This window comes from Halobellus limi (genome assembly GCF_004799685.1).
Classification (GTDB): domain Archaea; phylum Halobacteriota; class Halobacteria; order Halobacteriales; family Haloferacaceae; genus Haloquadratum; species Haloquadratum limi.
In genome coordinates this window covers 744,524-764,411 of the sequence record NZ_CP031311.1, presented here as the reverse complement: position 1 = coordinate 764,411, position 19,888 = coordinate 744,524, and the positions used below count along the sequence as shown (strand labels likewise).

Genomic DNA, 19,888 nt, shown 5'->3' with positions numbered 1-19,888 from the left:
TTTCGTGATGGCACAAGCAACGGAACGGCTCCAGCGCTATCTGGAGGACGAACTCGGAGAGTGCCGCAGCGAGGACGTCGAGCGCAGGCTCGACGAGCTCGGCACGCTCGAAGCCGCGATCGGGCGAGAGCAGGTCGAGGCCGAACTCGACGTGCTGTCGGCACTGGCGAACGAGACGCGGTACACGCTCGTGCGCGTCCTCGTCGCGGCCAGAGACGAACTCTGCGTCTGTGAACTGAACGCCGTCGTCGACGTGAGCGAGAGCGGCCTCAGTCACGCCCTCTCTCGCCTGGTCGAGGCGGGTCTCGTCGAGAGTCGGAAGGACGGTCGCTGGAAGATGTACCGGGCGACGAACCGCGCGGTGGCGCTCGTCACCGTCGTCGAGGGGAGCGTGGGCGGCAGCGCGCCCAGCGGTGCGTCCGACGGCGAGAGTGGCGACGCCTCGGGGAGCGAGTGACCGCCGATGGGTGACGCTCACGAGCACGGCCCGGACTGCGACTGCGAGAGCTGCGGGGACCCGCGGTCGATGGACTTCCTCGATAAGTACCTCACCGTCTGGATCTTCGGCGCGATGGCGATCGGCGTCGGCCTCGGCTACGTCGCCCCCGCGGTCACTCGGCCGATACGGGACCTCCACCTCGTCGAGATCGGACTGGTGCTGATGATGTACCCGCCGCTGGCGAAGGCCGACTACTCGCGGCTGCCGACGGTCTTCAGCAACTGGCGGGTTCTCGGGCTGAGTCTCGTGCAGAACTGGCTCATCGGCCCGACGCTGATGTTCGGCCTCGCGGTCGTCTTCTTCAGCGGCCTCGTTCCCGGCCTGCCCGCGCGACCGGAGTACTTCCTCGGGCTCGTGTTCATCGGGATGGCGCGGTGCATCGCGATGGTGCTCGTCTGGAACGAACTCGCCGAGGGCTCGACGGAGTACGTGACCGGGCTCGTGGCGTTCAACAGCCTCTTTCAGATCGTCACCTACGGCGTGTACGTCTGGTTCTTCGCGCTGTTTCTGCCCCCACTTCTCGGGATGGAGTCGCTGGTCGCGGGCATCTCGACGTTCGACATCACGCCGGTGCAGGTGTTCGAGGCGATCGTCGTCTTCCTCGGGATCCCCTTCGCCGGCGGCTTCCTGACCCGCTACGTCGGGACTCGGGTCAAGAGCCGGGCGTGGTACGACGACGTCTTCGTCCCGAAGATCGACCCGCTGACGCTCGTCGCGCTGCTCTTCACGGTGGTCGTGATGTTCGCGACGCAGGGCGGCAACATCGTCGCCGCACCGGGCGACGTGCTGCTCATCGCCGTTCCCTTGACCATCTACTTCGTCGTGATGTTCCTCGTGAGCTTCGGGATGGGACGCGGGATCGGCGCGGACTACTCGACGACGACGGCGATCGGCTTCACCGCGGCATCGAACAACTTCGAACTCGCCATCGCGGTCGCCGTCGCGGTCTTCGGCGTCGGCTCCGGCGTCGCCTTCGCGACCGTCGTCGGACCGCTCATCGAAGTCCCCGTGCTGCTCGCGCTGGTCAACGTCGCGCTGTACTTCCAGCGGGAGTTCGACTGGACCGGCCACGCGACCGGCAGTCTCGGCGAAGCGACGGGCGCGGTCGGAGCCGACGGGACCGAACCGATAGTCGACGACGACTGACGGGAGCGTGCGTCGATCGACGACGGCTGACGGACGGCGGTTCGACGCGGCCGCCCGGACTCACGCGTACGCCTCGAACTCCTCGCCGAAGATGAGGAAGTAGCCCGTTCCGACGACGCCGACGGCGGCGGCGATGGTGAACGCAACCCCGGGGCTCACGAACGCCCAGAGGTAGCCACCGAGGGCCGCACTCGGGATCACGACGGTGTTCCGCAGCAGGTAGTACGTCCCGGTGACGCGCCCGCCGGACCCCCGCTGTGCGGGGCCGACGATCAGCGCCTTGTGGGAGGGAAGCCCGGCGAACCGAAGTCCCGAAAAGGCGAAGACGAGGACCATCGCCACTGCGCTCGCCGGCGCGTTGATCAGGACGACCGGGAAGACGGCGTAGACGGCGAAACCGAGCGCGACGACAGGCTTCAGTCCCACGCGCTCGGCCGCCTTCGCGGCGGGAGCCATCACCAGCAGCGCGACCAGCATCTCGACGCCGAGCAGGTAGCCGAAGAACGCCGCCGGCGAGAGGTCGACGGCGTAGGAGAGTCCCGCGAGCGAGACTGTCGTCTCCAGGCCGACCTCGTAGATCCGCGTGACCACGAGCACGAAGAACACGTAGACCATCCCGTTGGCGAAGCGGACGAGCGTGTCGCCAACGAGCAGCGGTCGCAGTTCGCTCGGCATCTCCCGGAGGTCGCGGCGGACCTGTGCGAGGCCCGCGAAAGAGCCGCCGATCGTGTCCTCGCTCGCGTCGTAGAGTACGTGCTGCGCGACGGTCCCGACGACGCCGAAGACGACGGCGACAGCGAGGACGTACTGAAAGCTCACCGCGAACGCCGGGTGCAAGCCGATGAGGACGGCCGCGAGGACGGGGCCGATCAGGAACGCGGTCCGCCGGAACGTCTCGGTGCTGGCGAAGCCCGCCGCGAGTCGGGAGGGGTCGGTCGCCTGCTTGACGACCGCGAAGGTGGCTCCGAGTCCGAACGACTTCCACGCCTGTGCGAAGAGCAGGCCGGCGAAGATCCAGATCCACGGCTCGACGGTCAGGCCGGCGACCGAGAGCGGACCGATTCCGGGCGCGGCGAGCCAGAGGCCGAACCCGAGCGTCGACACCAGGCCGAACAGCGTGAGCGCGTACCGCGAACCGATCCGATCGGAGACCGCGCCGCCGGGGTAGGGGTACACCGCGGAGACGACGTTGCCGACGGTCCCGAACAGCCCGACGACGAACCCGCTCGCGCCGAGGGCGACCAGGTACTCCGGGAGGAAGCGGTTCGTCATCTGGAAGCCGAGGCTGAACACGAACATCGCCAGCGACAGCACCAGGACGTCTCGTTCGAGCGCGAAGAACTGACGGAAGGCGTAAAGCGGCCCCGGTTCGTCCGTCTCGGTCGCGGTTCGTCCCGACGTCATCTGACGACCGGACGTCGGAACCGCAGTGAGATATATCCCGGTGGCGCTAGGCGTCCGAGGACGCGCCCGTGCGCTCGGCCGACCGCTCGGCCTCGTACCGCGCGGCCTGCTCGTCGAGGACCGCCTGTCGCTTCCTCCTCGCGCCCTCGGACATCAGCTCCTCGCTCCACTCGAATCCGGCGTCGGTGTCGAGTTCGACCGACTCGACGCCGTCGAGGCCGCCGACCTTCCCCTCGACCTCCTCGTAGAAGTACGGGACCATGTGGCACATCGGCGAGGTGAGCCGCATCTCGACGTCGACGTGGCCGCCGTCGACGTCGACCGACTTCACCAGTCCCATCGCGACGACGTCGAGATTCGAACCGGTAGCGGCGCTGCAGGGGTCGACGACGTCGCGGAGGCGTTCGAAGACGCGGGCGGCGGGGACGCTCCCGTCGGCGTCGACCCGGTCGATGGTGTCGGGGACGACCGCGGACTCGACGTCGGTGGACGCTTCGGATTCGACGCTCATTGGGCCACCTCGAAGCCCGTCGACTCCCACTCGTCGGTCAGTTCGACGTCGCTGTACTGATCGTCCTCGATGTCTGACTGGATCTCGTCGACGTCGAAGCCGTGCGCCTCCGCCCAGTTCTCGCCGAGGATCTTCCTCTTGTCCTCCTTCGTGATCTCGAACGTTCCTGAAAAGCTCTTCATCTCCGGGAAGTCGTACTCCCAGAAGCGTTCGAGCAGGAGGCCGGGGTGGAAGTGCGGCGCGCCGGTGCCCCAGAGGATCTTCTCCAGCGCCAGTTCGCCCCCGCCGTAGAGGAGGTCTTCGAGCGTCTCCGCGAACGACTCCGGCGACGTGACGAGTTCCGCCAGCGTGAGTTCGAGGTTGACGTAGACGTTCGGGTGTCGAGCGATCTGCCAGCCGGTCTCCTCGGCGAAGGAGAGCCCGCCGTGGACGATCTCGAAGGTGAGATCCGGGAACGACGCCGCCGCCTCCTCGACGTCGCCGACCTTGTACGAATCCATCGGGACCGCGCCGAACGGGAGCGCCTTGTGCACGGCGACGACGTCGAGGCCGAGGTCGGCGGCGTGTTCCCACAGCGGGAACGCGACCTCCGGGTCGTCCATCTTGAAGCCGTGGTGGGTGCCGTCCTGTTCCCAGTACGATGGGTACACCTTCACGCCGTGGGGGTCGAACGCCTCGACCTGTCGGGTCAGTTCGGCCTGCGGGTCGTCCATCCCGACGGCGTCGACGCTGGCGAGCGCCGCCGCCCGCGTCGGGTTGCGCTCGACGAACTGCTCGGCCTTCGACTCGGCGGTGAGCCCGTCGTGGAACACCGTGATGGACTGGGGGTGGATGACGGCGAAGTCGGTCCGGCTCTCCCGGAAGAGCGCGTTCTCGGTCTCCTCGATCGGCCAGTCGCTGAGGAACGACTCGCGGGTCCGCCGGTAGCCCTCGGGCATCTTGCTCTCCAGTCCGACGCCGATCTCGGCGACCTGCTGTGCGTACCGCGGCACCCGGAAGTTCGATTCGGCCTGGTTGTAGGCGTGTACGACCGCGTCCGCGACGAACACGTCGTCCAGTTCGTCCATAGGTACCAAATGATAGAACGTGATGATATTTGTTTGGGAGCGGGAGATCGAGGCCCGAAAGCGAAGAGACAGCACCGAGCGGCGTCCGAGAGCGCGAACCGGGCGGCGGGAATCAGCTTCCGGCGGACTCGGTCGCGACCTCGGCGGGGGATCGGGACGCGGCGTCGTCGGCCCGCCAGACGTTCCCGCGGCGGCCGACGCGCGAGAGGTCGAGGCGGACGGACTCGCCGACCGACAGCGACGAAAGCGCCTCCCGGGTGGCGTCGTCGGCGAAATCGACCAGGTGGTAGGTCGCGTGTGTCGCCGTCGAGCGCACCGTCACCGCGTCGTGGCTGTTCATCTCGGCGACTACTGTGAACGAATCGGGGGTCGAATCGGTACTTCGACTCATTCTATCCAATTATGGAGCGTATCGGTTAATAAATCTACGTTATAAAGAATATAAGGAGTATGTACGTATTATTCTGAATTGGAGATAGACGGTCACATCGGACAGAGCGGAGACGAGCCGTTCCCATCGGATAAGGCGGACACGACACCTTCCCGTCGAATAGAGCGGAGACGACGCTTCCATCAGTAACTGATTGCCGGATTCGAGTACCTCGACCGACAGCCGTACCCGAGAAACGGTTATCTCACAGAACCGCCACCAGTCGGTATGATACAACCGCTGCTCCGACTCTTCGATGGGCTCTCCGCGACCGAGGCGACGCTCGCGGTGCTTCTCGTCTCGGTCGCGACCGCCGTCGCGATGGAGTTCGTCGTCCTCCGGCTCGCCAAACGGTACGTCGCCGCCACCGACACAGTCTACGACAACATCGTCTTCTCCACGCTCCGGGTGCCGGTAGTCGTCACCGCGGCGCTGGTGGGCGTGTTCGTGCTCACGCAGGTGCCCTCGGTGCGCTCGTCGGTGCTCGTCGATCCGGGGACGCTCGACGACCTGTTCGGGCGGCCGGCGCTCTCGGTCCTCGTTCTCGTGTGGGCCTACGCCGCCAACGAGGTGGTGAACCGGCTCGTCGCCGCCGTCAACGAGGAGGGCGGCCGGTTCGACTTCGCGCCGGTCTTCTCGAACATCTGGACGCTGTCGGTGGTCGTCGGCAGCGCGGGGACGCTGCTGTGGCTCTGGGGCATCGAGATCACGCCGCTTCTGGGGGCCGCGGGCGTGGCGGGAATCGCCGTCGGCTTCGCCGCGAAGGACACCGTCGCGAACTTCTTCGGGGGAATCGCCCTGTACTTCGACGACACCTACAAGCTCGGCGATTACATCGTCCTCGACGACGACACCGCCGGGACGGTCATCAAGGTCGGCGTCCGCTCGACGACGCTTCTCACCCGCGACGAGGTGATGGTCACCGTCCCCAACGCCGCGCTCAACGCCGCGAAGGTGACGAACGAGTCCGCCCCGCAGCGCCGCCGTCGCATCCGGGTGCCCGTCGGCGTCGCCTACGGGACCGACATCGACGCGTTCGAGGAGATCCTCGTCGAGGTCGCGATGGCCGAGTCGCTGGTCCGCGACTCGCCGAAGCCCCGGGCGCGGTTCCGGTCGTTCGGCGACTCGGCGCTGCAGTACGAACTCCTCTGCTGGGTCAACGGGCCCACGCGACGGCGGCGCGCGCAGCACGAACTCAACCGCGCGCTGTACAAGGCGCTGAACGCGGCCGGGATCGAGATCCCGTACCCGAAGCGCGACGTGACGGTCACCGGAGCGGGGTCGGGAATCGCTGCCGACGCCGAGGCGGGCACCACGGCAGTCCACTCCGCGGAGGATCGAGCCGCCGACGGGCGCGGGCGGTCGAAGAGCGAGCGGGAGCGGGCGGCCGACGGCCGCGACAGGTACGGTCCGGCGTAGATGCGGTGGTCTCGGCGGTCGCGGGGTCGTCGCCGGTCCACGAGGTCGTCGTCGGTCCGCGGGATCGTCGTCGGTTGTGACGTCCTCGGGAGTTGCGACATCGTCGTCGTTATGTTCGTCCCCGCGAATGCTGCGGTATGGACCTCCTGGGACGGCTGTACGCGGAGGATTCCGCCGACGACGACCCTGGGGAGCCGTGGGTCGCGCTCTTCGTCGACGGGCCGAACGTCCTCCGCGACGAGTTCGACGTCGACCTCGACGACGTCCGCGAAGCGGCCGCGGCGGCCGGGCAGTTGACGGCGATGCGGCTCTACCTCGACGAGCACGCGACGCCGGGGCTGATTCAGGCGGCCGAGGCGCGCGGGTTTGAGGTCGTCGTCACGAGCGGCGACGTCGACGTCCGGCTCGCGGTCGACGTGACCCGCTTCGCCGTCGAGGACCGCGCCGACGTGATCGCCATCGCCTCTCGCGACACCGACTTCAAGCCCGCCATCGAGACCGCGAACGCCTACGGCTGTCGGACCTTCGCCATCGCGCCCGGCGAGTTCGGTCGGTCGGACGCCCTCCGGAACGCCGCGACAGAGCGCGTCACGATCGAAGACGACAGCGAGGACGAGGGCCCGACCCTCGTCGGCTACGACGGATAGCCGATCGGGAGCGTCGCCGGAAAGCGGACGGGTTTTTGGAACGGTGCGCCGAAGGGCGGGTATGGAAGAACTCGGGACGCCGGTGCTCGACGACCACCTCCACCTCGACCCGGAGCACGGACGCGGGCTCGACGCCGTCCGCGACTTCGCCCGCCTCGGCGGGACGCACCTGCTCGTCGTGAACAAGCCGTCGTGGCTGCTCGGCGTCGAGCCCGACGCGGGCGCGGACTTCCGACCGGTCTTCGAGACGACGCTGGACGTCGTCGAACGAGCGAGCGAGATCCTGCCGGGACGGGCGTGGCCCGTCCTCGGCGTCCACCCCGGTCTCGTCTCGAAACTCGTCGACGAGCGGGGCCTCTCGCCCGAGGAGGCCGGCGACCTGATGCGCGCCGGGCTCGACGAGGCGGCCGGGTTCGTCCGCGACGGCGACGCGCTCGCGCTGAAGTCCGGGCGGCCCCACTACGACGTCTCCGAGGCCGTGTGGGAAGCCTCGAACGAGGTGATGCGCCACGCGTTCTCCCTGGGCGCAGACCTCGGCTGCGCCGTGCAGTTGCACACGGAGGCCGCGGAGGACCTGACCGAGGTCGCCGAGTGGGCCGAGGAGCGGGGCCTCCCGTCGCATCGGGTCGTGAAGCACTACGCGGGCGGGACGCTGGCGGGGCCGACGCCGAGCGTGATGAGCGAGAAGGATCGACTGGAGACCGCCGCCGAGTCGGGCGCGCCGTTCCTGATGGAGACGGACTTCGTCGACGACCCCGACCGTCCGGGCGCGGTGCTGGGTCCGAAGACCGTCCCGCGTCGCGTGCGGTGGTTACTCGACGAGGGCCACGGTGAGGCCGTCGAGCGCGCCCACGTGGAGACGCCGCAGCGGGTCTACGGGATCGACACCCGCGCGACGCTGTCGCGGTGAGTGAATCCGGTTGGGCGAGCGGATCGACGCACAGCGCCGAGCCGTGAGCGGATCCGCTACTGAACCCCGGACGTAACTGATCAATACTTATGTTCGTTACCGAACTACTTTCGAATATGCCCCACGGTCAAGACCGGGAAGGCGCCAACAGCCCCGACTCCGAATCGACGTACGAGTGCCTCCAGTGCGGCCAGATCGTCACGGCGACGTCCCATCCCGGCGTCTGTGAGTGCGGCGGCGAGTTCCAGAACCGAGGGAAATCGCTCGAGTGATCGTCGGTCCGATCGGTGGCGAACGCGACGCCGCGTGATCCGAGAGCGACGGGGGACGCACAGCGACGACGCGCACACGCGAAGAGGGCGCAACTGCGTCCGTAGTCGGTACCAGGAACCGGAAAGATCGGACCTCGACAAGAAAGGCATTTGAATCCCGGCGGAAATGGTGGAGTATGACCGAGGCCGAGGAGACTTACTACACCGAAGAACGCTGGCAGAACTGGCTCTCCCGCGTCGAAGAGGAAGAGCTCGATCCCGAGAACGAAGACTCCGCGCGATTGCTCCTGAATCTCCAGGACGACGCCGCCATTGCGGTGGCGAAGATCGTCTCCGCGTACGAGGAGGACCGCCTTGACGACGAGGAGGCGATCGAGGAACTCGAACGCGTCCGAACGATCGTCCTCTCGGAGCCCGAACTGGACATCGAGGACGACGCCGCGCGCGAGGACAAGGAGATGCTCGTCGACGGCGTCCAGACGAGCCTCGTCTGCGTCTTCTACGCCGCCGAGGAGTACATCGTCGCCGGCGCGGCCGAGGAAGCGCCCCTCGACGAGTACGTCGAGGCCGCCGCGGCCGCCGAGCGGGACGACGATATGGACGCCGCGCTGGGCTACCTCGTGCAGGCCGGGACGCGCATCATCGTCGGCGACGAACTCGACATGGCCGTCGTCGACGACTTAGAGTACGGCCTCGTCTCCGAGTGGGTCAACGGCCTCGACAGCCTCCAGAGCGCGATGAGCGACCCGGAAGTCGTCGAAGAAGAAGAGGACTGACCCCCGAGCGGAACCGACGTCACGCCTTCTGGCCTCGGTCCGTCACGTAGCGGCGGCACGTTTTTATCCGGTAGCCGCCGAATCGGAACTATGTCTCTCGGAGGCGACGACAGGGCCGTGACCGTCCAGATCGGGGCGGTCCTGCTGCTCGGCTTTCTCGTCGTCTCCCTGTCGCTGTATCAGGCGACGGTCGTCCCCAACGAGAACCGCCAGGTCGAGTTCCAGCACAACCAGCGCGTGCAGGCGGACATGCAGCAGGTCAGGAACGCGATCCTCGGGACGGCGTCGTCCGGCGCTGCCGCCCCCGTCGGCGTCGAACTCGGGACGAACTATCCGTCCCGCGTCGTCGCCGTGAACCCGGGGCCACCGAGCGGCACGCTCTCGACGGCGGACCTCGGAACCATCCGGATCTCGAACGCCACGGCCGACGACCGGGCGACCGACGGCGCCGACTACCCCGAGACGGCGGACTTCTGGAACGGCACCGCGCGCACTTACGCCACGAAGTCGCTGGTCTACCGGCCGGACTACGCGAACTACGACGCCGCCCCGACGACGGTCTACGAGAACGGCGTCGTGTACAACCGCTTCGATTCGGGGACGCTGACGCGGACCGGACAGTCGGTCGTCGCCGGCACGCGCATCTCGCTGGTCGCGCTCTCGGGGAACCTCTCCCGCGGCGGGGCCAGCACCCTCTCGGTCGACCCGCGGGCGGTGAGCGTCTCGACGCGCACGATCAGCGTCTCGAACGTCTCTGCGGGGGAGAACGTCTCGGTCTTCGTCCCCTCGCGGCTGAGCGCGCAGTCGTGGACGGACCTGTTGAACGAGACCGGCGAGTACGACCCGGCCGCCGATCCCGGTAACGACGCGCGCGTCTACCGGGTCGAAGGCGTCGAGAGCGACGGGCGGGACGGCGTCGAACTGTACTTCGAGCCCGGGGCGACCTACCAGTTGAAACTCTCGAAGGTCGGCGTCGGGAGTGGCGTCGACGACACCGAACCGGCGTACCTGACGAGCGTCGAGGACCTCGAGTCGAACCCCTTCGAGGGACGTACCTACCCGTTCGTGGTCGAGTCGCGCGACAAGTACAACAACCCGGTCCGAACGTCCGTCGAGGCCGGGAGCGAGGAGACGACGGTTCCGGACGGGGTGGTGCTCGAACCGGGGCGCTACCGCTATCAGTACACCGCCCCCGACGGTTCGACGGCGAGTTCGGACTCGGTCGGGGTGACGTATCGAACGGGTTCCAACGACCCCGCTTACGACGTCGAGGACCCCGATTTCGAGGGCGAGCGCGTCGAGAACGTCGAGTACGACGTGAACGTGCAGGCGACGAGTGGCAGCGGTAGCGGCGGCGGTGACGGAGATGGGAGCGGAGACGCCGCTCGACTCGCCTTCGTCGGAAACGAAACGATCGAGGGACAGACGCAAGGCCGGTTTAGTTTCGACGTTGAAAACACGGACACGACGGCCGTCGAGATCGTCCAGTTTGGAGTCGGTGGAGGTCTCGTCGCGGAACTCGACGCGAACAACAATCAAGAACTTCAGATCGCCAACGGTGAGGCGTCCGACGGTCCCTACGATGCCGATGGAACGCTGTATGCATTCGATCAGAACCCGGAGATATCAGCGGGAAACACCCAAACGGTTCAGTTCCGTGGACTGAAGGACGCTAACGGGGACAATGTGCCGGCGGGGACGCTCGACGCCCTACGGTACGCGCCCGGATCCTCGGAGACGGAGGCGGAACTGTTTGTGATACTCGAAACCAGCGACGGCGGGCGGAAGACCTTCTACTTCGAGTAGCTGGTATCGGACACCTCCACTCAAGGCGCTTCTGAGTCGAGGAATCGGAGTGCCGAACGGCGCCTCCGATTGCTATTGAATTTGAGAATCGCTGGGGAAGTTTGACTGTGCCACACACCAGAGGACAACTGATGACTGATCGGTCCCTCGACCGCGCCCAGGCCGAGTCCCTCGGGAGCCTGCTCCTCGTCGCGGTGGTCGTCGTCAGCGGGGCGACCTTCGGGGCGTACTACGTGGCCTCGACGGACGGTGGGGGAGCGGGCGGGTCGGCGGGAAGCGCCGGCACCGCGGCGGGATCGACGGTAGACCTGACGCTTTCTGCGACCGAGGACGCGCTCCGGCTCTCGCACAACGGCGGGCCGTCCTACGAGATCGGGACCCTCCGCGTCACCGTCAGGAACGACTCCGGGGAGTTCGCCTACGCCTTCTCCGACGGACAGATCCGGGACGGCGGCGACGCGAACGGGCAGTTCGATCCCGGCGAGACGTGGCGGCTCGGGTGGAGGCAGCCGGCCGGCGAATCGGTAACCGTCGCGGTCGTGAACGCCGATTCCGAGACGCTGGTGCTCCGGCAGACGACGACCGTCGAATCGGCCACCGTGGACGAATCGAGAGAGAGCGCTGAGGGCACCGACACGAGCGAGGCCGTCGTCGGCGTCGACGCCGGGCCGCGGCGGACCGTCTCCGGGGAGTCGGGGTCGTCGGTCACGCTGGACGGGATCGTGAACGGTTCGGCGAACGGTCTGGGGTACGACTGGGAGATCACAGACGACGACGGGGTGGCTGCGGAGGCCGTCGGACTGACCGACGAGACGACGACCGATCCGACGTTCAACGTGTACGAAAACGTCACCGACAACCACACCGTCGAGGTCGAGTTCACCGCGAGCAACGACACCGCGTCGGGCGCGGACCGGACGGCAGTCGTGATCGAGGGGTTCAATCGTCCGCCGGTCGCCGACGCCGGTGAGGACCGGGAGTGGGACGGGGACGGCGAAGACAGCGACGACGACGGAGACGGCGGAGACGATGGAGACAGCGACGACGGAGACGGCGATGACGACGGAGACGACGACAGCAACGACGGCGGAGACGAGGAGGAAGACGATTCGGACGCACTCGCGAATCCAGTCACGGTACCGGGGGCGGCGGTCATCTACCCGCCGGGCGTCGACGCGGGCCTCCCGGACGATACGGACGACGACACCGAACTCGACGATCCGTCCGTGGAACTGAACGGGACGGGGAGCTACGACCCGGAGGGCGGCGAGTTACAGTACGAGTGGACGGTCACGGGGCGGGACGGGTTCGACTCGGACGCGCTCGATCTCCTCGACGCACAGAGCGCCACGCCCCGAGTGGTGCTACGTTCGCTGCCGGAGTCGGAGCGACGGAACGTCACGGTCGAACTGACCGTGACGGACCCCGAGGGTGCGACTGACACCGACCGGGTGAACGTGACCATCCATCCGGAGGCCGAGGAGGACGAGAGCCTCCGCGACGTACTTGAGGAGTTGTGGGAGTCCCTCTTCGGCGGAAACGGCGGAGACGACGGAGACGACGGCGGTGATGGCGACGACCGCAACGACCGAGGCGACGAGGGCCGGGGCGGTTGGAGCGTCCCGTGGCCGTTCCGGTGACGCCGACCGAGCTACCTCGGGCGGGGGCCGCGGTCGAGAACGCCGCTCAGTTCCGATCGCGTCGGCCCGACGTCGCCGGACTTAGACGATCGTCGACACCGCTATCGACAAAACAATAAGCGGTCCCGCGAGATAAGCGAGGTATGACCGCCGTCGGCATCGACGCCATCGAACTCTGGACGGGCAAACTGCGACTCGACCTGCCGAACACCTTCGCGCCGGTGAAGGGCGAAGACCCCGGCAAGTACACGAAGGGCATCGGAATCGAGTACTCCTCCCTGCCCGACGTCTACGAGGACATCGTGACGATGGGCGCGAACGCGGCGAAGCGCCTGATGGACCGCAGGGGACTCGTCCCCGACGACATCGGGCGGATCGACGTCGCGACCGAGTCCGCCTTCGACAACTCCAAGCCCGTCTCGACGTACGTCGCCGGCTGTTTGGAGCAGGTCTACGACGGCGACTTCCACCACGCGAACAAGGGCGAGCGGAAGTTCGCCTGCCTGTCGGGGACGCAGGTCATCGACGACGCGTACAACTGGATCCGCGCGGGTCGCAACCGCGGGCGCGCGGCGCTCGTGATCGCGACCGACACGGCGCTGTACGAGCGCGGCGACCCCGGCGAGGCCACCCAGGGGGCGGGCGCGGTCGCGATGCTCGTCGACGAGGAGCCCGACGTCGTGGCGCTCTCGACTGAACAGGGCTACGGCAGCGCCGACGAGACCGACTTCCTGAAACCCAACCAGCAGTTCCCCAGCGTCGACGGCAAGCGCTCGATCCAGGTGTACCTCGCGCGGATGCGCGAGGCCCTCGAAGACTACGAGTCGGTCGCCGGCGACACGCACCCCGACGACTTCGTCTACTTCCCGTTCCACACGCCGTATCCGGGAATGGTTCGGAAGGCGGCGTTGCTCGGGTATCGCCACATCACCCGCGACACCGAGATCGAGGACGCCCTCGCCGACGACATCGGGATGCAGCCGCGGGAGGCCGACTTCCCGGAGCGCGAGGACTACGAGGAGGCGATCCGGGCGTATATGGACGAGCTGAAGGAGACGCGCCGGTACCGCGAGTGGTACGAGCGGGCGATCGAGCCGACGATCCAGATCTCCGGGCAGGTCGGCAACTGGTACACCGGATCCGTCCACATCGCGCGCCTGTCGGCGCTCCGGGCGGCCGCCGAGGCAGACGTCGATCTCGCGGGCGAGAAGTTGCTGGTGGGGTCCTACGGCTCCGGCGCGCAGGCGGAGATCCACGCCGAGACGGTGCAGAACGGCTGGCGCGAGGGCGTCGAGGCCGTCGACGTCGAGGCCCGCCTCGACGACCGCTACGACCTCTCCTACGAGGAGTACGAACTCGTCCACGACGTCCACAACCACGAGAAGGAGGTCGAAGTCGACGAGTTCACCCAGCCCTCCGGCGAGTTCGTCTTCACGGGCTGGGGCCGGATGAACGAGCGGCGGTACGACTACGTCGAGTGAGGGAGTCGGGAGGGGTGAAAGAGTACGGAAGTCGTGCGCGGCGCCGCCTACGGCAACCGGCGCAGGTCGTCGAGCATCTCTTCTAAATCGCGGTTCGAGATCGCGAGCGAGAACCCGTCGATCGTCGCGAGCGCCGGGGCGTGCTCCCAGAGGTCCTCTTCTGTGAGGCCGTGGAGTATGACGGCGTTGGGCGTGGGATTGACGACGCGCATCGCCACGAGCGGCGACTCCCCGCGCGTGACGCCCGTGAACACCAGCGCGCGCGAGGTCGACTGCCCGTAGAGGCGGTAGAACTCCTCCGAGGAGAGCCGGGTGATCGCCTCGATGCTGTTGATCACCGTGTGCCCGCTGATTCTGTCCTGGTCGCCGCGGACGAGTTCGGTCGCGTCCATCGCGTCGTAGAGGGTTTCGAGCGGGATCGACGTCGGGTACTCTCTGAGGTCCTGGACGATGTCGCTCTCGAAGCCGGCGGAGATGACGCGGGCGTACTGGCGGATGCGGCCGCCACCGCGGGACTCGTCGATGTCCAGCAGCGCCTCGACCATCCGCCGGACGACGCCGATCCCGGGGCTCTCGCGGCGGCCGCTCTCGTAATCGGAGATAACGGAAGAAGAGACGTCGAGCTGTTCGGCGAGGGCGGTCTGGGAGACGTCGAAGTCCGTCCGCCACTTCCGGAGCGTCGCGCCCGGATCGTCACTCAACGTAATTTCGCCGGCGATGCGACGCGCGAGGTCCTCTCTGGGCACCGTCGTCACGTCCGGCGACCCCCCGAGACCGGGTTCTCTCGGCACATACTGGTGGGAAGTGAGAGAGGCGGCCGCAAAAGCGTATCGAAGGTGGGGTTCGACGAACGCCGATACGGGTGAAAAGACGCGGGGACGAGCGACCCGCCTCCGGCGCGAACGTTCAAGTCCGATCACGGCACAGATACCGCCGTGCCCTCGACACTCGTCCACGTCTCGCTGGCGTTGCTGCTCGCCGCCGGCCTGCTCGGCGAGGAGTTCGACGGCCGGAGCGCGCTCGCCGTCGCGGCGGCGACGGTGGTCCCCGACCTCGACGTCGCGCTCGAACCCCTGTTGTCGGGCGCGCACCGCTCGGTCGGGCACACGTTCCTGCTGCCGGCGGTCCTGTTCGCGGCGCTCCTGTGGGACTCCAGGCGCGGGTCGGCCTCCGCGGTCCGACGCCGGTACGGCGACCGGGGCGTCCGCGTGGCGTTCGTCGCGGCCTTCTGCATCTTCGGCGCGGCGATCGTTCCGGACCTCGTCGTCGGCGGCGTGAACGCGCTGTACCCGCTGCACGACGCGTTCTACACGGTCGACGGCCGGCTGTACTACTCGACGGACCGGGGGTGGGTGCAGACGTTCGTCGACCTCTCGCCCGACGGACCCACGGAGCGGCGGACGACGGGCAACTTCGACTTCCGGACGGTGCTCGACGCCGAGCCCACCCTCGGCGTCGAGCAGTCGGACTCCGGTGGGTCGGGAGCGGGCGGTGGCGGCGGACCCCGGCGCGTTGAGCGCCTCTTCCCGATCGCGATGACGGGCTTTCGCGCGTGGCTGCTCCCGCTGTCGGCGTTCGTCACGGCGACGCGGCTGTGGCGGGCCCACCGGACGTCCGTCGGCAGCGAGGCCGACAGATGAGCCGGACCGCTTCGCTCCCCGGCGGCGAGGAATGCCAGCGCTCTTGGCACTTCCCCGCGGAGGGACACCGATGAGCGAGCAGGCAGACGTCGACGGTCGCGTCCGTCCCTACGACCCCCAGATCGACCGCGAGGCGCTCTGGAAGCTGAAGCGCGGTTTCGAGTTGGGGATCGGCGAGGGGACCGGCGGCGACGAGAAGGGCGCGGTCTACGAGGAGAAGTTGACCGAACGATATCGCGACCGGTGGCTGGCGTGGGTGGACCGCTGCGTCGAGGAGGACCCGGGGTGCGTCGTCGTCGCCGAGGCGGAACGCGACGATGTGACGGGAGGGAGGGACGCCGGGCCCGTCGGCTACGCGTTCGTCCTCCCGGAGTCGCTGTCGTTCGTCTGGGACGCCGCCGTCCTCAACGAGATCTTCGTCGCGCCCGACGAGCGGGGGACGGGCATCGCCGACGCGCTGATGGACGCCGCCGTCGAGTGCGCCCGGTCGCAGGACCTCCCGCTCGATCGGATGGTGCTCGACGTGGACCGCGAGAACGACAGGGCGCGGGCGTTCTACGAGCGCTACGGGTTCGAACACTGGGGCGAGATGGTCGCAAGAGGCCTGTAGCCGGGGGGACGGTCGCCCGAGTGCAGCGACGCGCCCTCAGTCGCGAGCCCCCGAGGCCAGCGCGCCGACGGCGCCACCGATCCCGCCGAAGACGAGCGGGTAGACGAGCCCAGCGAGGAGGATCGCCGTCACGAGCGTCGGGCCGGCCGTCGAGTCGCCGACGGAGATAGCGAAGAGGAACGCGCCGGCGATCGCCAGCGGGAGGTACCCGAGCGTGACCGACGCTCCGCCGACCGCGCCGGCGAGCGGCGTCTCGGCGCGGCCCGCGACCGCGACGAGGCCGCCGGCGACCGCGAGCGCGACCGGCGGGAGGAGAAACAGCGCCGCGGGGAAGGTGTCGCCGCGGCCGACGAGGTTCACCGCGGTCGATCCGAACAGCCCGGGGATCTCGCTCGTGACGTAGTGTGCGCTGTAAAAGACCCAGCCGACGAGCTTCCACGTGCCGGGGTCGCCGGTCGCGATCTCCAGTACCCGCGAGGCCAGCGAGTTCGCGATCCGCTGGCCGGTCACCGCGTAGGTGATCGCGTACGCGACGACGTACGAGAGGACGCCGCCGAGGGCTGCGGCGCCGAGCGTCCGTCCATCGGGCGTGATTCCACCGCGCGAGTTCGAGGACGATTCGGGGCGAGACATCGTCCGCACGTGGCCGAGGAGACGTAGGTATCTTCTGGTCGGGATCGGTCGGCACCGGACGCCGCGCGTCGGCGGCGTAGCGGTTCTCCGGCAGTGATCGATCCCGACTGGCGACGGAGAATCGCTCTCCGAGGCTTATTCGATCCCGACCGGCGGCTTCTCTCGGCGGCCGGTGATCTCCTCCGGGCGGAGCCGGTAGAGCTGGTACTCCAGTTCCCGCGGGGCCTCCTCGTAGATCGTGAAGAACGGGATGTCGATCGACCGGATCGCCTCCACCACGGTCCCGTCGATGCTCGCCTCGGGGATCTCCGCGAGCGGACCGCGGACGACCACGGACGCCCAGCCGCGGTCGTCCTCGGCGGTGACGACGAGCGCGGCGCGCTCGGAGCTCTCCAGGTAGCGTTCCTTTTCGGACTCCTCGCCGAACCCGAGTCGGAGGTACACCTCGCCGGCGTCGGCGTCGTAGCCGTACGAGACGGGGATCGCGTAGGGGTCGCTCTCCTCGGCGAGTCCGAGCACGCCGACGCCGCCGGTCCCGAGCAGTTCGTCGATCTCGTCGCGGTCCATCACGACCGCGCTCTCCTCGTCGGTCATACCTGACTGTTCGGTTCGCTGACTGATAAAGTATCGCTCGGTTTAGCAAATCGGGAACGATCGCCGCCGACGGCGTCCGACCCGCAGAAGCTAAACGGGTCTCGGCCCTTCGCCCGACAATGACCGACTGGACCGAACGGTACCGTCCGTCGACCCTCTCCGAGGTTCGCGGCAACAACAAGGCCCGAGACGCGCTGAAGGAGTGGGCCGAGACGTGGTCCGACCACCGCGAGCCGGTGGTCCTCCACGGCGCGCCCGGCGTGGGAAAGACCTCCGCGGCCCACGCGCTGGCGAACGATATGGGCTGGGAGGTCGTCGAGCTCAACGCCTCCGACGAGCGGACGGCCGACGCCATCGAGCGGTTCGCGGGGCGGGCCTCGCGCAATTCGACGCTCGCGGGGTCGGTCGGCGACGGCAGCGGCGGCCGACAGCTCGTCGTGATGGACGAGGCCGACAACATCCACTACCAGTACGACCGCGGCGGCAAACAGGCGGTCACGAGCCTCCTGAAGGAGGCGAACCAGCCGATCGTTCTCATCGCCAACGAGTACTACGACATGTCGAAGGGGCTGCGCAACGCAGCGAGGGAAATCGAGTTCCGCGACGTCTCCGCGCGGTCGATCGTGCCCGTCCTCCGCGACATCCTGCGGAAGGAGGGCATCGAGTTCGACGAGGACGCGCTGAAACGGATCGCCGAGGAGAACAGCGGCGACCTGCGCGCGGCGGTGAAGGACCTCCAGGCGACCGCCGAAGGGAAATCGACGGTGACCCTCGAAGACGTGACGACGGGGTCGCGAAACCGCGCGGTCGACATCTTCTCGTTCCTCGATGCGGTCCTGAAAGAAGAGCCCGCCGAGGAGGCGCTCCGGACGGCCTACGACGTCGACGAGACGCCCGACGACCTCCTCCAGTGGGTCGAGGACAAGGTGTCTCTGGTCTACGAGGGCGAGGAACTCGCCCGCGCCTACGAGTTCCTCTCGAACGCGGACGTCTGGACCAGCCGGGTGTACACGACGGACTTCGACTACAGCTGGTGGCGCTACGCCACCGACAACCTCGCCGGGGGGGTCGCGGCCGCGCGCGATCGCACCCGCGGCGGGTGGACGCAGTACGGCGGCGCGCCCTACCGCTCGACGAAGGACTCGACCCGCGACGAGGTCGTCCGCTCGATCGCCGAGTCCGGCGGCTTCTCGATGACGACCGCCCGCCTGGACGTGCTGCCGTTCCTCGCGGCGATGACCCACCACTGTAAACCCCGGGAGCTGACGGTCGCGATGGCCGCGTGGTACGACTTAGACGAGGCGGCCGTCTCCTACGTCACGGGCAGCGGCGAGACGACGAACAAGGTCCAGTCGATCGTCGAGGACGCGGCCGAACTGCGGTCGGAGGCGGTCGAGGACCACGCCGGCGACGCGTTCGTCGAGCGCGCGGCAGAGGAGGGAACGGACGGCGACGCGGACGGAGAAGCGGACGACGGCGACGACCAGCAGACGTTCGATTCGGACGTGCTGGACCGCGCTGAGGGGGACGACGTGGACGACGCCGAACCGGCCGAGGAAGACGACGGGCAGGCGGGCCTCTCGGACTTCATGTGAGCGTGTCGGCGTCGAGACCGACCGTGACGTGAGGCGGCCGACGTCGGGGCCGACCGCGACACGAGACGGCGGACGTCGAGATCGACCGCGAACGAATCAGACGTCCCCGGGGTCCGCCGCGGCGCTACGGGACCGAAACGGGCCGCTCGAACCGCGAGACCGCCACCTCGAGGAGAACGCTCCCGAGAGCCGCCGGCCCCGCCAATAGCGCGCCGAGCGCCGCGCCCTCGACTGCACCGGTGAGCGTGATACCCGCGCTCGCGCCGCCGACCCCTCCGAGCGCGTAACCGGCGGTGGCGTAGCCGAGCGCCGACTCTCGCGGGGCGTCACGGATCACGACGATCAGCGCCGCGCCGACCGCGATCGGTATCCCCTCCGCGACGGCCGCGAGCAGGAGCCCCGCGGCGAGGGTCACGGCGGAGAACCGGGCCAGTCCGACGACCGTCCCGAGCGTGACCGTCTCTACGCCACCCGCGGGACCGAACGCGGCGACCGCGACGGCGGTGAGGACGGCGAGCGCGTGGACGACGAGCAGCGTCATCTCGATGCGGGTGTCGGTGACTCGGGCGACGACGAGGCTCACGCCCGCGAGCAGCGGGAGGGCGAGGAGGGTCGCGATCGCCGCGAGGACGACGAGGAACCCGGTACCGGGGACGTTGGTCACGGCCGCGGCTACGCGGACGGGCGGTAAGTGTTTTGTCGGGCGGTGGACGTCGCGGTGCTGGTGAGCGTCGTGGGACGGGTGAGCGTCACGGTGGCCGTCCGCGCGCTCGCGACTCGGCGGCGGAAACGTTAGTACGCGCCGCCC

21 protein-coding genes are annotated in these 19,888 nt (G+C 68.4%); 13 read left to right on the top strand and 8 right to left on the bottom strand.

Features of this window, described 5'->3' with window-relative positions; translation table 11 throughout:
- The first annotated feature begins 7 nt into the window (after positions 1-7).
- Together DV707_RS03955 and arsB are read left to right on the top strand one after the other, a co-directional pair.
- Entirely contained in the window at positions 8-457 is a 450-nt protein-coding gene (locus tag DV707_RS03955) for an ArsR/SmtB family transcription factor (RefSeq protein WP_103990509.1), read from the top strand.
- 69 nt (positions 458-526) lie between these two features.
- The gene (gene arsB / locus DV707_RS03950; RefSeq protein WP_200820868.1) at positions 527-1,645 is read left to right on the top strand and encodes an ACR3 family arsenite efflux transporter; all 1,119 of its coding nucleotides are present in this window, start codon (positions 527-529) and stop codon (positions 1,643-1,645) included.
- A gap of 60 nt (positions 1,646-1,705) precedes the next feature.
- On the opposite strand, the gene DV707_RS03945 is transcribed toward arsB, so the two are convergent.
- The 4 genes from DV707_RS03945 to DV707_RS03930 all read right to left on the bottom strand — a co-directional run bounded on the left by DV707_RS03945 (position 1,706) and on the right by DV707_RS03930 (position 5,018).
- The gene (locus tag DV707_RS03945) at positions 1,706-3,049 is read right to left on the bottom strand and encodes an MFS transporter (RefSeq protein ID WP_103990511.1); all 1,344 of its coding nucleotides are present in this window, start codon (positions 3,047-3,049) and stop codon (positions 1,706-1,708) included.
- A 46-nt stretch (positions 3,050-3,095) separates the two neighbouring features.
- On the bottom strand, positions 3,096-3,560 hold the full coding sequence (locus DV707_RS03940; RefSeq protein WP_103990512.1) for a metal-sulfur cluster assembly factor: 465 nt from the start codon (positions 3,558-3,560) through the stop codon (positions 3,096-3,098).
- Positions 3,557-4,627, bottom strand: a complete 1,071-nt coding sequence (locus DV707_RS03935) for an amidohydrolase family protein (protein WP_103990513.1) — start codon at positions 4,625-4,627, stop codon at positions 3,557-3,559. Before DV707_RS03935 ends, DV707_RS03940 begins: the two co-directional genes overlap by 4 nt.
- A 112-nt stretch (positions 4,628-4,739) precedes the next feature.
- Positions 4,740-5,018 (bottom strand): hypothetical protein, encoded by a 279-nt coding sequence (locus DV707_RS03930; protein ID WP_103990514.1) that lies wholly within the window; start codon positions 5,016-5,018, stop codon positions 4,740-4,742.
- 267 nt (positions 5,019-5,285) lie between these two features.
- Between DV707_RS03930 and DV707_RS03925 the strand changes: the two genes are divergently transcribed.
- From DV707_RS03925 to hmgB, 8 genes are all read left to right on the top strand, one after another.
- On the top strand, positions 5,286-6,476 hold the full coding sequence (locus DV707_RS03925; protein ID WP_103990515.1) for a mechanosensitive ion channel family protein: 1,191 nt from the start codon (positions 5,286-5,288) through the stop codon (positions 6,474-6,476).
- 137 nt (positions 6,477-6,613) lie between these two features.
- Positions 6,614-7,123, top strand: a complete 510-nt coding sequence (locus DV707_RS03920) for an NYN domain-containing protein (protein ID WP_103990516.1) — start codon at positions 6,614-6,616, stop codon at positions 7,121-7,123.
- 61 nt (positions 7,124-7,184) lie between these two features.
- On the top strand, positions 7,185-8,033 hold the full coding sequence (locus DV707_RS03915) for a TatD family hydrolase (protein ID WP_103990517.1): 849 nt from the start codon (positions 7,185-7,187) through the stop codon (positions 8,031-8,033).
- A 116-nt stretch (positions 8,034-8,149) separates the two neighbouring features.
- A complete protein-coding gene (locus DV707_RS03910) occupies positions 8,150-8,305 on the top strand; it encodes a rubrerythrin-like domain-containing protein (RefSeq protein ID WP_103990518.1) in 156 nt (51 codons plus the stop codon).
- 176 nt (positions 8,306-8,481) lie between these two features.
- On the top strand, positions 8,482-9,081 hold the full coding sequence (locus tag DV707_RS03905) for a DUF2150 family protein (RefSeq protein ID WP_103990519.1): 600 nt from the start codon (positions 8,482-8,484) through the stop codon (positions 9,079-9,081).
- Between the two features lie 90 nt (positions 9,082-9,171).
- Positions 9,172-10,887, top strand: a complete 1,716-nt coding sequence (locus tag DV707_RS03900) for a hypothetical protein (RefSeq protein ID WP_103990520.1) — start codon at positions 9,172-9,174, stop codon at positions 10,885-10,887.
- A 131-nt stretch (positions 10,888-11,018) separates the two neighbouring features.
- The gene (locus DV707_RS03895; protein WP_103990521.1) at positions 11,019-12,527 is read left to right on the top strand and encodes a PKD domain-containing protein; all 1,509 of its coding nucleotides are present in this window, start codon (positions 11,019-11,021) and stop codon (positions 12,525-12,527) included.
- Positions 12,528-12,670: 143 nt separating this feature from the next.
- Entirely contained in the window at positions 12,671-14,008 is a 1,338-nt protein-coding gene (gene hmgB / locus DV707_RS03890; RefSeq protein ID WP_103990522.1) for a hydroxymethylglutaryl-CoA synthase, read from the top strand.
- Between the two features lie 47 nt (positions 14,009-14,055).
- Here the strand turns inward: hmgB and DV707_RS03885 are convergent, their stop codons facing one another.
- The gene (locus tag DV707_RS03885; protein ID WP_103991231.1) at positions 14,056-14,763 is read right to left on the bottom strand and encodes a helix-turn-helix domain-containing protein; all 708 of its coding nucleotides are present in this window, start codon (positions 14,761-14,763) and stop codon (positions 14,056-14,058) included.
- Between the two features lie 180 nt (positions 14,764-14,943).
- On the opposite strand from DV707_RS03885, the gene DV707_RS03880 reads away from it, so the two are divergent.
- Both DV707_RS03880 and DV707_RS03875 read left to right on the top strand, forming a co-directional pair.
- Complete coding sequence (locus tag DV707_RS03880) at positions 14,944-15,648, top strand: hypothetical protein (protein WP_103990523.1); 705 nt, start codon at positions 14,944-14,946, stop codon at positions 15,646-15,648.
- 70 nt (positions 15,649-15,718) lie between these two features.
- Entirely contained in the window at positions 15,719-16,258 is a 540-nt protein-coding gene (locus tag DV707_RS03875) for a GNAT family N-acetyltransferase (RefSeq protein WP_103990524.1), read from the top strand.
- Between the two features lie 36 nt (positions 16,259-16,294).
- Here DV707_RS03875 and DV707_RS03870 read toward each other — a convergent pair whose 3' ends face one another.
- Positions 16,295-16,891 (bottom strand): transporter, encoded by a 597-nt coding sequence (locus DV707_RS03870; RefSeq protein ID WP_103991232.1) that lies wholly within the window; start codon positions 16,889-16,891, stop codon positions 16,295-16,297.
- Between the two features lie 135 nt (positions 16,892-17,026).
- Positions 17,027-17,485, bottom strand: a complete 459-nt coding sequence (locus tag DV707_RS03865; protein ID WP_103990525.1) for a pyridoxamine 5'-phosphate oxidase family protein — start codon at positions 17,483-17,485, stop codon at positions 17,027-17,029.
- Positions 17,486-17,604: 119 nt separating this feature from the next.
- Between DV707_RS03865 and DV707_RS03860 the strand changes: the two genes are divergently transcribed.
- On the top strand, positions 17,605-19,080 hold the full coding sequence (locus DV707_RS03860; RefSeq protein ID WP_103990526.1) for a replication factor C large subunit: 1,476 nt from the start codon (positions 17,605-17,607) through the stop codon (positions 19,078-19,080).
- Between the two features lie 124 nt (positions 19,081-19,204).
- Here DV707_RS03860 and DV707_RS03855 read toward each other — a convergent pair whose 3' ends face one another.
- On the bottom strand, positions 19,205-19,744 hold the full coding sequence (locus tag DV707_RS03855) for a hypothetical protein (RefSeq protein WP_103990527.1): 540 nt from the start codon (positions 19,742-19,744) through the stop codon (positions 19,205-19,207).
- Positions 19,745-19,888 lie beyond the last annotated feature (144 nt).